13 protein-coding genes are annotated in these 12,403 nt (G+C 74.0%); 7 read left to right on the top strand and 6 right to left on the bottom strand.

Annotation, left to right across the window (positions count from 1 at the left end; all coding sequences use genetic code 11):
* The coding region (locus EBN88_RS30795) for a hypothetical protein (protein WP_158621511.1) at positions 1-381 on the bottom strand (381 nt) is incomplete at its 3' end.
* 368 nt (positions 382-749) lie between these two features.
* Positions 750-1,442, bottom strand: coding sequence for a hypothetical protein (locus EBN88_RS24240; RefSeq protein ID WP_122399192.1), 693 nt, complete (start codon positions 1,440-1,442; stop codon positions 750-752).
* A gap of 290 nt (positions 1,443-1,732) precedes the next feature.
* Between EBN88_RS24240 and purN the strand changes: the two genes are divergently transcribed.
* From purN to EBN88_RS32100, 3 genes are all read left to right on the top strand, one after another.
* Entirely contained in the window at positions 1,733-2,332 is a 600-nt protein-coding gene (purN, locus tag EBN88_RS24235; RefSeq protein WP_233580902.1) for a phosphoribosylglycinamide formyltransferase, read from the top strand.
* A gap of 167 nt (positions 2,333-2,499) precedes the next feature.
* Positions 2,500-4,032, top strand: a complete 1,533-nt coding sequence (purH, locus tag EBN88_RS24230; protein ID WP_233580901.1) for a bifunctional phosphoribosylaminoimidazolecarboxamide formyltransferase/IMP cyclohydrolase — start codon at positions 2,500-2,502, stop codon at positions 4,030-4,032.
* 110 nt (positions 4,033-4,142) lie between these two features.
* Entirely contained in the window at positions 4,143-5,000 is an 858-nt protein-coding gene (locus EBN88_RS32100; RefSeq protein ID WP_233580900.1) for a MarR family winged helix-turn-helix transcriptional regulator, read from the top strand.
* 6 nt (positions 5,001-5,006) lie between these two features.
* On the opposite strand, the gene EBN88_RS24215 is transcribed toward EBN88_RS32100, so the two are convergent.
* Entirely contained in the window at positions 5,007-5,258 is a 252-nt protein-coding gene (locus EBN88_RS24215; protein ID WP_139667047.1) for a hypothetical protein, read from the bottom strand.
* Positions 5,259-5,473: 215 nt separating this feature from the next.
* On the opposite strand from EBN88_RS24215, the gene EBN88_RS24210 reads away from it, so the two are divergent.
* Positions 5,474-6,334: a bifunctional methylenetetrahydrofolate dehydrogenase/methenyltetrahydrofolate cyclohydrolase gene (locus tag EBN88_RS24210; protein ID WP_122399190.1), complete on the top strand. Its 861-nt coding sequence runs from the start codon at positions 5,474-5,476 to the stop codon at positions 6,332-6,334.
* Between the two features lie 52 nt (positions 6,335-6,386).
* The gene (locus EBN88_RS24205) at positions 6,387-6,794 is read left to right on the top strand and encodes a DUF3017 domain-containing protein (protein WP_233580899.1); all 408 of its coding nucleotides are present in this window, start codon (positions 6,387-6,389) and stop codon (positions 6,792-6,794) included.
* A gap of 127 nt (positions 6,795-6,921) precedes the next feature.
* On the opposite strand, the gene EBN88_RS24200 is transcribed toward EBN88_RS24205, so the two are convergent.
* The 3 genes from EBN88_RS24200 to rocD all read right to left on the bottom strand — a co-directional run bounded on the left by EBN88_RS24200 (position 6,922) and on the right by rocD (position 10,447).
* Positions 6,922-7,830 carry a glycine betaine ABC transporter substrate-binding protein gene (locus EBN88_RS24200; protein ID WP_122399188.1) on the bottom strand — a complete coding sequence of 303 codons (909 nt, stop codon included), beginning with the start codon at positions 7,828-7,830 and terminating at the stop codon, positions 6,922-6,924.
* Between the two features lie 141 nt (positions 7,831-7,971).
* A complete protein-coding gene (locus EBN88_RS24195; protein ID WP_122399187.1) occupies positions 7,972-8,961 on the bottom strand; it encodes a malate dehydrogenase in 990 nt (329 codons plus the stop codon).
* Positions 8,962-9,184: 223 nt separating this feature from the next.
* Entirely contained in the window at positions 9,185-10,447 is a 1,263-nt protein-coding gene (gene rocD, locus EBN88_RS24190; protein WP_122399186.1) for an ornithine--oxo-acid transaminase, read from the bottom strand.
* Positions 10,448-10,620: 173 nt separating this feature from the next.
* Here rocD and trpS point away from each other — a divergent pair, with 173 nt between their 5' ends.
* Complete coding sequence (gene trpS, locus EBN88_RS24185; protein ID WP_122399194.1) at positions 10,621-11,637, top strand: tryptophan--tRNA ligase; 1,017 nt, start codon at positions 10,621-10,623, stop codon at positions 11,635-11,637.
* Positions 11,638-11,785: 148 nt separating this feature from the next.
* The gene (locus EBN88_RS24180) at positions 11,786-12,379 is read left to right on the top strand and encodes a 2'-5' RNA ligase family protein (RefSeq protein ID WP_122399193.1); all 594 of its coding nucleotides are present in this window, start codon (positions 11,786-11,788) and stop codon (positions 12,377-12,379) included.
* Positions 12,380-12,403 lie beyond the last annotated feature (24 nt).

Below are 12,403 nucleotides of genomic sequence, written 5' to 3'. Positions count from 1 at the left end.
CCCGGCGGCGCGGCGGTCCCGCCGCTCCTGGCTGCCGGCCCGCCTGCGGCGCCGCCGCCGGGCGCCGGTCCCCGAGTGGCACACCACCGACGCGCGGCTGGCCCGCTGGTCGGCGCTGAAGAAGAAGTCGGGCGAACTGGTCTCCCGCATGGACGAGTGACCCCCCGCGAGACCCCGCGAGACCCCGCGAGAACCGCCGTTCCCCCGGGTGTCCAGCGCGCGGCCGGTGAACGTGTCCCCCTCCGGGTCGTCCCCCTCCGGGTCGTCCCCCTCCGGGACCGACTCGACGAGCAACACCCCGCCCGTCACCGCCCGTTCGACCAGCCGGCCCTCGTCCGGGGTCAGCCGCCACAGCTCCTGCCCGACCTCCGAGTAGGCCACCAGCGCGTCGCCCCGGGCGAGGACCAGCGGGCCGTCCGGCGCCGGAGACGACGTCGGCCGGGGCCACGGAGGCGTCCTCCAGGAGCCGGCCCCACAGCGGCTCGACGCTGTCCGCGTCGTGCGCGCCCATCGCCGGGCGCGGCTCGGCCCCCGCATCCGCCGGGTCCTGGCAGCGCGCCACGCTGACCAGGCGTGCGTCGGCGTGGTCGACGGTCACCGGAGTCCGGCAGGTCGCGCACTCCTGGCCCGGCACGCCCTCGGGCGCCGGCGTCCGCCAGCGGGCGGTGCCGTCCCCCGCGCCGTTCCCGGCGGTCTCGGCCGGGACGCCGCCTCCCGCCCCGCCGGTCTCGCCGGCGGGGCGGCGAGGGTCAGTCCTGTTCGCCGAAGATGGAACGGAGTTGGCTGGGCAGGTGCTCCTCGCAGGCCGCCTTGGAGGGGGCCGTCAGGGAGTCGGAGACGCAGTCGAAGTACTCCTTGTAGACCAGCTGGGCCGAGTAGCTCGCCGCCACGATCAGCAGGGACAGGCTGGCCAGGACCACGCCGGCGATCGCCGAGCCGCGCTGCGGGCGGCGGCCGTCGGGCGTGGGGGCCGGGGGCCGGCCCTCCGCGTCGCGGGGGCCGCCGCGCAGGGCGCTGATGCCCCAGTAGAGGGCGAGCGCGCCGAGCAGCAGGCCCAGCCACTCCCAGGAGAGCAGCCCGGCGAAGACGCCCCACATGCCGGCCAACACCGCGTACCGCGCGTGCCGTTGCACCGGGTCCTCCGGGTCCCAACGGCGGCCGTTGCCGCCGTCCTCGCCCTGCCGGTCCCCGCCGGGACCGCCGAACGGACCGCCGCCGCGCCCCGGCTGGCGCCGGCCCCACTGCCCGCCCCAGCGCGGCCGCCGGTCGGAGTCGTCGCCGAGCCCGTCGCCCGAGCCGGAGTCGCGTCCGTTCCCCGAGCCGCCCTCGGGGTGGCGCGGCCGCCACGGCTGTTCGGGCTGCCCCTCGGGCGGTGGGGCGAAGGGGTTGTCCTCCTCGCCGGGCCGCTCCTGCTGGCCTGATGCGCGGGGTCGGTCCGTCATCTGTGTGGTCGCATCTTTCTGTCGGGCCCGCGCGCCGGGATTCTCGCGGTGCCGGTGGCTTCCGACCGTACCTGCCCGGCGCCGGACCGGGGCACGGGGGGACCCAGCCGTGCCGGTATCGTTGCGGAGGGCCGGCCGTCGCCGTGGCCGGTGCCCTCCGGGAGCAAGACCCGGGAGGAGAAGACTCAAGGAAAGACCTCGTCGTGGCCTCTGCTCCCGCCGCCCCCGATGCCGCCGACTCCCCCGAAGGAGCAGCCCAGCCGGGCGCCGGGTCAAGGCCCCCGGCCCGCCTGGTCGTTCTGGTCTCGGGCTCGGGCAGCAACCTCCAGGCACTGTTGGACGCCGCCGCCGACCCGGGCTCCGGGTTCGGCGCCGAGGTGGTCGCCGTGGGCGCGGACCGGGGCGGGATCGAGGGGCTGCGGCGGGCGGAACGGGCCGGGGTGCCGACGTTCGTTCACCGGCTGCGGGACTATCCCAGCCGCCCGGACTGGGACCGCGCGCTCACCGGGTCGGTGGCCGCGCACCGGCCGGACCTGGTGGTCTCGGCCGGCTTCATGAAGATCGTGGGGGCGTCGTTCATGGCCGCCTTCGCCGGCAGGTTCATCAACACGCATCCGGCGCTGCTGCCCAGCTTCCCCGGCGCGCACGGGGTGCGCGACGCGCTGGCGCACGGCGTCAAGGTGACCGGCTGCACCGTCCACTTCGCCGAGGCGGAGGTGGACAGCGGCCCGATCATCGCGCAACGAGCCGTCGAGGTCAGGGACGATGACGACGAGGACACCCTGCACCGGCGGATCAAGGAAGTGGAACGCGGCCTGCTCGTCGACGCCGTGGGCCGACTGGCCCGGGACGGCTACCGCGTAGAGGGACGAAAGGTGTACATCCCGTGACCGCCGACCAGCAGAAGACCGAGCAGAAGTCCGAGCAGCGGAACGACCACCAGCACAGCCAGGAACGGGCCGAACTGCCCACCGCCACCGCGCGGTTGGCGGCCAAGGCGGCGAAGAGCTTCCAGCAGGACGAGAACCCGCACGGCGACCCCGAGGGGCGCCGCCCGATCCGGCGCGCGCTGATCAGCGTCTACGACAAGACCGGGCTTGAGGAGTTGGCGAGCGCGCTGCACGAGGCGGGCGTGGCCCTGGTCTCCACGGGCAACTCGGCCCGGCGGATCGCCGCCGCCGGGGTGCCGGTGACCCCGGTCGAGGAGTTGACCGGCTTCCCCGAGTGCCTCGACGGCCGGGTCAAGACCCTCCACCCCAAGGTGCACGCCGGGCTGCTGGCCGACCAGCGGGTGGCCGCGCACCGGGCGCAGCTGGAGGAGCTGTCGGTCGAGCCGTTCGACCTGCTGGTGAGCAACCTCTACCCGTTCGAGCAGACCGTCGCCTCGGGTGCCGGCTTCGAGGACTGCGTGGAGCAGATCGACATCGGCGGGCCCGCGATGGTGCGCAGCTCGGCGAAGAACCACGCCACGGTGGCCGTGGTCACCGACCCGGCCGGCTACGACGAGCTGCTGGCCGCCGTCGCCGAGGGCGGCTTCACGGCGGCGCGGCGGCGGGAGCTGGCGGCGGAGGCGTTCCGGCACACGGCGCGCTACGACGCCCAGGTCGCCGGGTACTTCGCGGCGCGGGGCGGCGAGGAGGAGACCTTCCCGCAGAGCCTCAGCCCGGTCTTCGGCCTCGGCCGGGTGCTGCGGTACGGGGAGAACCCGCACCAGTCGGCCGCGCTCTACACCGACGGCAGTGGCGCCGGCCTGGCCTCCGCCGAGCAGCTGCACGGCAAGGAGATGTCCTACAACAACTACGTGGACACCGAGTCGGCGCGGCGGGCCGCCTACGACCACGCCGAGCCCTGTGTGGCGATCATCAAGCACAGCAACCCGTGCGGGATCGCGGTGGGTTCGGACGTCGCGGAGGCGCACCGCAGGGCGCACGCCTGCGACCCGCTCTCCGCCTACGGCGGGGTGATCGCCGTCAACCGGCCGGTGAGCGCGGAGCTGGCCGGGCAGATCGCGGAGATCTTCACCGAGGTCGTGGTGGCGCCGGCGTACGAGGACGGCGCGTTGGAGGCGTTGACCAGGAAGAAGAACATCCGGGTGCTGCGCTGCCCCGAACCGCCCACCGCCGTCACCGAGTTCCGGCCGGTGGACGGCGGGGCGCTGGTGCAGGTCAGCGACCGGCTCCAGGCCGAGGGCGACGACCCGGCGCGGTGGCGGCTGGTCGCGGGCGAGGCGCTGGACGAGGCGGACCTGGCCGAGCTGGCCTTCGCCTGGCGGGCCTCGCGCGCGGTGAAGTCCAACGCGATCCTGCTGGCCAAGGGCCTGGCGACGGTCGGTGTCGGGATGGGTCAGGTCAACCGGGTCGACTCGGCGCGGCTCGCGGTCGCCCGGGCGGGCGGTGAGCGGGCGGCGGGCTCGTTCGCGGCCTCGGACGCGTTCTTCCCGTTCCCCGACGGCCTTGAGGTGTTGGCCGAGGCGGGCGTGAAGGCCGTGGCGCAGCCCGGGGGTTCGGTCCGCGACGAGCAGGTGATCGAGGCGGCGAACAAGGCCGGCGTCACCATGTACCTGACGGGGACGCGGCACTTCTTCCACTGAGGTTCCCCGCGCGGAGCACGAAGGGGCATCGGCCGCCCGGGCGGCCGATGCCCCTTCGTGCTCCGCGCGGGGGGCTCGTCAATCGTATGCGTTTCGCATAGAGTTCGGTCATGGGCACGGACTGCGGGAACGATGAGCACACCCACTCCGTCGTCGAGCGGTGGCACGTGGCGGTGAACGCGGGGGAGCCCGCCGGGGCGCGGCGGGTGGTCGCCGACCCGGTGGTGGTCAGCGGGCCGAGGGGCGCGGCGACGGTCGATCCGGACGGCTTCGCGGAGTGGGTGACGCGCTCCGGGATCACGCTGCGGCCGCTGGCCCACCACGCGGTGGCCGACGGACTGGCGGTCGTCGAGCAGGACGCCTCCTGGCCGGGGAGCGAGGAACGGACCCGGGTGGCCACCGTCTTCCGCGTGACCGGCGACCTGGTCTCGGCCGCGCTGCGCTTCGACTCGGTGGACGCCGCGCTGGAGTTCGCCCGGACCCATGCCGCGCTGGCGACCACCGAGGCGGGCGGCCGGGACAGCGCCGCGCCGGGTCCGGGGCAGACGCTCTTCGCCTTCGTCCGCCACTGGTCGAGGCGCTGGCACGGCCCGGCCGGCGCCGAACTGGCCGAGCGCGGACGGGAGGTGCTCGTCGTCGAGGCGGTGCACGCGCTCTCCGGCCGGCCGCCGGTCACCGTCAACGACGTGGCGGCCGAGCTGGCCGTCGACCAGTCCGGCGCCTCCCGGCTGATCGCGCACGCCGCCGAGCGCGGCAGCCTCGCCGTGACGCCCGCGCCGGCGGACGGGCGGCGCAGGTCGGTCGCCCTGACCCCCGACGGCGAGGAGCTGCTGCGCGCGGCCCACGTCTGGCAGGAGGAGGTCTTCGCGGCGCTCACCGAGGGCTGGACCCGGGCCGAACGGACCGCGTTCCACCGGGGGATGACCCGGCTGCTGGCCGGCTCGGCCCGGCGGGGCCACGGGGACTGACCGGCCTCAGGCCGGCGGGCGATGCAGCATCGCGACCAGGATCTCGTGGAGCACCTCGTGGTCGCGCGCGTCGTACAGCCGGTAGGGGCCGCCCTCCACCGTGTACCACTCGTCGGCGCCGGCGTAGCGGATGCGCAGGCTGAGCGCGCCGTCCTCGTCGATGGCGCTGTGCAGCTCCAACTCGCCGGTGATCGCCCCGACTTCGCGGGTCATCACGCCGCCGGCCGGGCTGCTGAAGAGGGAGTAGCGTTCGTTCACCGGATCTCCTCGGGGGACTTCGTCTCGCGGGACAGGGAGGAATCGAACCGCTGCGGGGTGGGGCAAGGGAAGCCGGCTCGCCGGCTGAGCTGGCGGCCGTTCGCGATGTGCGCGCGCCGGGCGCGACGCCGCGACCTCGCCCGTTCCGCCGGAGCGCGAGCGGCGGCGTCCCGCCCGGATTGGTGGGCAGGGGGCTCATCGGGGAGGATGGGGCCATGACTGCCCAGACACTCGACGGCCAGGCCACCGCGGCCGAGATCAAGTCCGACCTGCGCACCCGCATCGCCGCCCTCAAGGGGAGCGGCCATCTCCCGGGCCTGGGAACGCTGTTGGTGGGCGACGACGTGGGCAGCCAGAAGTACGTCGCGGGCAAGCACCGGGACTGCGCCGCCGTCGGGATCGCCTCCATCCAGCGGGAGCTGCCGGCCACCGCGAGCCAGCAGCAGATCGAGGACGTGGTCACCGAGCTGAACGAGGACCCGGCCTGCACCGGCTACATCGTGCAGCTGCCGCTGCCGCGCGGCATCGACGCCAACCGGGTCCTCGAACTCATCGACCCGGACAAGGACGCCGACGGGCTGCACCCGACCAACCTCGGCCGGCTGGTGCTGGGCGAGCCGGCGCCGCTGCCCTGCACGCCCAACGGCGTGATCCGGCTGCTGCGCCGCTTCGATGTGCCGATCGACGGCGCCGAGGTGGTGGTCGTCGGCCGGGGCGTGACGGTGGGCCGTTCGCTGCCGCTGCTGCTGAGCCGCCGCTCGGAGAACGCCACGGTGACCCAGTGCCACACCGGGACCAGGGACCTGGCCGCGCACCTGCGGGCGGCCGACATCATCGTGGCGGCGGCCGGCGTTCCGCACCTGGTCAAGCCGGAGCACGTCAAGCCGGGCGCCGCCGTGCTCGACGTCGGCGTCAGCCGCGACGAGACGGGCAGGATCGTCGGCGATGTGCACCCGGGCGTCGTCGAGGTCGCCGGCTGGCTCTCGCCCAACCCGCGCGGCGTGGGCCCCATGACCCGGGCCATGCTGCTGAGCAACGTGGTCGAGGCCGCCGAACGCGCGGCCGCCCAGGGCTGATCGGACACGGACCCGGGAACTGTCGGAAGAGACGACGAGGGGGCGAGCGGCCGTGAGTGGCGTTGCCTGGCGCAGGCGTTGGCGGGTGCCGGAGAAGTACCGCACCAAGGGCACGGCGCGCCCCGAGGGCGGGGGGCGCTCGGCGGGTGGTGACGCGCCGGCGCCCATCCGGCAGTGGCCGCTGCTGCTGGTGCTGGCCACCACCCTGGTCGGTCTGGTGGTGACCCTCGCCGACTTCCGGATCGGGCTGCTGATCGTGGGCGGCGCGCTGCTGACCGGCGCGGTGCTGCGGGCCTGGCTGCCGGCGGTCGGGATGCTGGCGGTGCGCTCCCGCTTCACCGACGTCGTCACCTACGCGGTGCTCGGCACGGCGGTGGTGCTGCTGACGCTGATGGCCGAGCCCCGACCGTGGCTCGAAGTCCCGTTCCTCAGCGACATCCTGCGCTTCTCGGTGGACTAGGCCGTTTACCTCGGAGCGGGGTGGGTGGCCACCGAACGGTCCTGGTCGGGGGGGCAAGCTCTGAGGAGACCTGTCGCCCCCCGGCCCTCCACCGGCCGACCGGGCCGCGACGGCCGCCTGCCGGGCGTCAGTTGAACCAGGCGGCCACGGTGTCCGGGTTGTCCTCGACCCAGCGCTCGGCGGCGGCCCTCGGGGTCAGGCCCTGGCCGGCGATCAGCTCGGCGACGGCGTTCTGGTCCCGCTCCGACCAGGAGAACGCCCGGAGGAAGTCGACGACCTCGCCGCCCTCCTCCGCGAACTCGGCGTTGAGGTACTTCCGCAGCGGGATCGTCGGGTAGTAGTCGGGGAGTTCGACCTCGGCCAGCTCGACCTTGGTGGCCAGCCAGTGCGGCTGCCAGAAGTACGCCAGCAGCGGGGTGCCCCGGGAACCGGCCTGGTGGATCTCGTCGACCAGCGCGTCCTCGCTGCCGGCGGCGACCGGCGTGAGGTCCAGGCCCAGCTCGTCGATGATCGTCGCGTCCCTGGTGGCGAAGCCCGGGTCGGCCTGGAGTATCCGGCCGCCGAGCTGCTCGGCGAAGTCGTTGAGGTTCCGCCAGTTGAGCACCTCCGGGTGCGCCTCGGCGAACTCCCCGGGTATGAACCAGCCGACATGCCCGGAGATCCCCAGCTCCCCGGCCGCCACCACGTCGCCCCGCTGCTCCACGTGGAGCCGGGTCTGGTCCGGCAGCCCGCCCCAGTCCTCCAGCAGCACCTGGGTGTCGCCCGCGCCCAACTCGGCCCAGGAGGCGGCCGGTTCGGTCTCCACCTTCTCGACCGGGACGCCCAGCTCCTCCTCCAGCAGATACGCCACCACCGCCGCGTTGGCCCGCGCGCCCGGCCAGTCGGTCACCGCTATCCGGACCGGCTCCCGTTCCTCGGCCCCGACCAGCTCGCCCGGCAGGTCGCAGGCGCTGGAGAACACCAGGCCCAGCGCGCCGAGCCCCGCCAGCAGACGGTGCGGCGCCAGGCGGCGTATCCGGGGGGAGATGCGGGGCATCGGCGTGGGCTCTTCCTTCGGGTGGGCCGGGACGGTTTTTCGCGCCTGCTTTTTCGCGCCTACGCAGTGTGGCCCCAACAGCGGGTGTGGGGCCACAGACGCGTCATGAGACGTGGGGGAACAACGGTCGAATCGTGGGGCTCAGATGAGGCCGAGCGCGCGGACCGCCTCGCGCTCCTCGGACAGCTCGCGCACCGAGGCGTCGATCCGCACCCGGGAGAAGTCGTTGACCGCGAGGTCCGGCACGATCCGGTACGAGCCGTCGGCGCAGGTGACGGGGAACGAGGAGATCAGGCCCTCGGGCACGCCGTAGGAGCCGTCGGACGGAACGGCCATCGAGGTCCAGTCGCCCTCGGGGGTGCCGTTGACCCAGGTGTACACGTGGTCCACGGCCGCGTTGGCGGCGGAGGCGGCCGACGAGGCGCCCCTGGCCTCGATGATGGCGGCGCCGCGCTTGGCCACGGTCGGGATGAACTCGTCGGCCAGCCAGCTCTCGTCGCCGATCGCCTCGGCCGCGTTCTTCCCGGCGACCTCGGCGTGGAAGATGTCCGGGTACTGGGTGGCGGAGTGGTTGCCCCAGATGGTGAGCCGGCGGATCTCGGAGACCGGCGCGCCGGTCTTCTTCGCGAGCTGCGAGAGCGCCCGGTTGTGGTCGAGGCGGGTCATCGCGGTGAACCGCTCGGCCGGCACGTCGGGGGCGGCGGCCTGCGCGATCAGCGCGTTGGTGTTGGCCGGGTTCCCCACGACGAGGACCCGCACGTCGTCGGCGGCGTGGTCGTTGATGGCCCGGCCCTGCGGCTTGAAGATGCCGCCGTTGGCCTCCAGCAGGTCGCCCCGCTCCATGCCCTTGGTGCGCGGGCGGGCGCCGACCAGCAGCGCGACGTTGGCGCCGTCGAACGCGACGTTGGCGTCGTCGGTGATGTCGATCCCGGCCAGCAGCGGGAACGCGCAGTCGTCCAGCTCCATGGCCGTGCCCTCGGCGGCGGCCAGCGCCGGGGTGATCTCCAACAGGCGCAGCCGCACGGGCACATCGGGCCCGAGGAGCTGGCCCGAGGCGATCCGGAAGAGCAGCGCGTAGCCGATCTGGCCGGCGGCGCCGGTGACGGTGACGGTGACGGGGGTGCGGGGCATCTGGGACCTTCCGGTATGTGAGATGAGGCGGCCGGGTCCTCGGCCAGGTTACTCGTCCGACGTGGCCAGGAACTCCCATGGTGGGCGGGAGTCCTCGCGCGCTTTCTCGCCATATCTCGCCATCAAGATACGTCCGTCAGCGTAGTCCCGGGGCGGCGGACGCCGGGGATCGGGGGCCCGCCGGCGGGCGGCGGACCCCGTTCTCGACCACCCCGAAGGAACGCTAGCCGAGCAGCACCTCCCGCAGCTGGGCCAGCGCCCACGCCAGGTCCTCCTCCTCGATCACCAGCGGGGGTGCGATCCGCAGCGTCGCGCCGTGGGTGTCCTTCACCAACAGCCCACGCTCCAGCAGTCGCAGCGCCACGTCCCGGCCGCTGCCCAGGCCGGGCGCCAGGTCGAGCCCCGCCCACAGCCCACGGCCGCGCACCTCGGTCAGCGCGCCCAGCTCGACCAGCTTGGCCAGCTCGTCGTGGAGCCGCTCGCCCAGCCGGGCCGCCCGCGCCTGGATCTCGCCCTCCCGCAGCATGGTGACGACCTCAAGACCGACCGCGCAGGCCAGCGGGTTGCCGCCGAACGTCGAGCCGTGCTCGCCCGGCCGCTGCACGCCCAGCACCTCGGCCGATGAGACCACCGCCGAGACCGGCAGCACCCCGCCGCCCAGCGCCTTGCCGAGGATGTAGACGTCGGGCACCACGCCCTCGTGCTCGCACGCGAACGTCCGCCCGGTGCGGCCAAGCCCTGACTGGATCTCGTCGGCCATCAGCAACACCCCGCGCTCGGCGGTCAGTTGACGCACCCCGGGCAGATAGCCGGGCGGCGGGACGATCACGCCAGCCTCGCCCTGGATCGGCTCCAGCAGCACCGCGACGACCGTTCCCCCGTCGCCGTCGTCGTCGAGGGCCGCCTCCATCGCGGCCAGGTCGCCGAACGGCACCACGGTGAACCCGGGCGTGAACGGGCCGTGGTCACGGTAGGCGTCCGGGTCGGTGGAGAAGCCGACGAGCGTCGTGGTCCTGCCGTGGAAGTTGTTGGCGGCGACGACGATCCGCGCCTTCCCCTCGGGCACCCCGCGCACCCGGTAGCCCCACTTGCGGGCCGTCTTGATCGCGGTCTCCACCGCCTCCGCGCCGGTGTTCATCGGCAGCACCATGTCCATCCCGCACAGCGCGGCCAGCTGGCTGACGAACGGGGCGAAGCGCTCGTGGTGGAAGGCGCGCGAGGTCAGCGTGAGCCGGGTCAGCTGGGCCCTGGCCTCGGCGATCAGCCGGGGGTGACCGTGGCCGAAGTTGAGCGCCGAGTAGCCGGCCAGCAGGTCCAGGTAGCGGCGGCCGGTCACGTCCGTCACCCAGGCGCCGCGCGCCGAGGCGATGACGACCGGCAGGGGGTGGTAGTTGTGCGCGCCGTGCGCTTCGGCCGAGGCGATCAGGGCGGCGGGGTCCGTCGCGAGCTGCGCCGGGTTCGCTGCGAGGCTCTCTGGAACGCTCATGGCGACATCCGATCTCTGGCGGGGGTGGTGCCTTCGACTCGACTTGTAGCGGGTCACGTCCGCTATGGGAAGAATCCCCACGCGACCGTTCGGAATGCGGTGCGCCGGCGGGCCGCTCGCGGGCCCGCCCCGGGGGCCGTTACCCGGTTGGCGGACCTGAGAGAATGACCGGCATGGCCACCGATCGTCCACGCGTCTTCTCCGGTATCCAGCCGACCGCAGGCTCCTTCCACCTGGGCAACTACCTGGGGGCCGTGCGGCAGTGGATTCCGCTCCAGGAGTCCCACGACGCCTTCTACTCCGTCGTGGACCTGCACGCCATCACCGTTCCGCAGGACCCGAAGGCGCTGCGCGAGGCCACCAGGCTGGCCGCCGCGCAGCTGCTGGGCGCCGGGCTCGACCCGGAGCGCTGCACCCTCTTCGTGCAGAGCCATGTGCCCGAGCACACCCAGCTGGCCTGGGTGCTCAACTGCGTGACCGGCTTCGGCGAGGCGTCCCGGATGACGCAGTTCAAGGACAAGTCGGCCAAGCAGGGCGCCGAGGCCACCACCGTCGGGCTCTTCACCTACCCGATCCTCCAGGCCGCCGACATCCTGCTCTACCAGACGGACCGGGTCCCGGTCGGCGAGGACCAGCGGCAGCACGTCGAGCTGACCCGCGACCTGGCGCAGCGGTTCAACGGCCGGCACGGCGAGCTGTTCCGGCTGCCCAGCCCCCACATCCTCAAGGAGGCCGCCAAAATCTGGGACCTCCAGGACCCCCACAGCAAGATGAGCAAGTCCGGCTCATCGCCCAAGGGCATCGTCTGGATGCTGGACCCGCCGAAGACCTCGGCGAAGAAGTTCCGCTCGGCCGTCACCGACACCGGCACCGAGGTGCGCTACGACCCGGAGCACAAGCCAGGGCTGAGCAACCTGCTCACCATCTACAGCGCCCTGTCCGGGCTGAGCGTCGCCGAGCTGGAGGAGAAGTTCACCGGCCAGCTCTACGGCCCGCTCAAGACGGAGCTGGCCGAGCTGTTCACCGAGTGGGTGACCCCGATCCAGGCCAGGACCAGAGAGTTCCTCGACGACCCGGCCGAGCTGGACCGGGTGCTGGCCGCCGGCGCCGAGAAGGCGCGGCCGGTGGCCGCCGAGACGCTGGCCCGGGTCCACGAGGCGGTCGGCTTCCTGCCGGGGCTGCCCGTCTGACCGTTCCGCGCCGCTCTCCGACGCCCGGGGCCCGGCCGGTTCCGGGACAACGGGGAGGGCCGCCCCGTTCGCGCGGGCGCGGCGACGCGGCACACTGGCGGGGAACAGGCTCACGAGTCGACCGGCACGAGTTGGAGGGAGTCGGATGGTGGGGACGGTGACGCTCGGTGTGTCCATCGCGGTCCCGGAGCCGCACGGCAGCCGGTTGCAGCGCTGTCGGCTGGGCTTCGGTGACGCCGCCGCCGCCGGCATCCCCACCCATGTGACGCTGCTGCCGCCCACCGAGGTCGACCCGGACGACCGGCCGGCGATCGAGGACCACCTGGCGGCCATCGCCGCCGCCGGGCGCCCGTTCCCCATGCGGCTGTGCGGCACCGGCACGTTCCGGCCGCTGTCGCCCGTGGTCTTCGTGCGGGTGGTGGAGGGCGCCGCCGCCTGCGGCTGGCTCCAGGAGCGGGTGCGCGACCCGGCCGGGCCGCTCGCCCGCGAGCTGCTGTTCCCGTACCACCCGCATGTCACGGTGGCGCACGGCATCGCCGAGGAGGCGATGGACCGGGCCAGCGCCGAGCTGGCCGGCTACGAGGCGGCCTGGGAGGTGGCCGGCTTCGCGCTCTACGAGCAGGACCCGGCCGGGGTGTGGGCGCTGCGGCGGGAGTTCCGCTTCGCGGCCCCGGCCAGCCGCGCCACCGCCGGGCCCGGCGGGGCCGCGTCCCGGCTGGACCCGGCGCCCCGCGTCGCCTGAGCCGGCGCCCGAGTCCGCGCCCGA

Origin of the sequence: Streptomyces triticirhizae (assembly GCF_003696235.1) — a bacterium.
Lineage (GTDB): Bacteria > Actinomycetota > Actinomycetes > Streptomycetales > Streptomycetaceae > Streptomyces > Streptomyces triticirhizae.
Note: the sequence above shows the minus strand (reverse complement) of the source record. Positions and strands in the feature narration are given on the sequence as shown.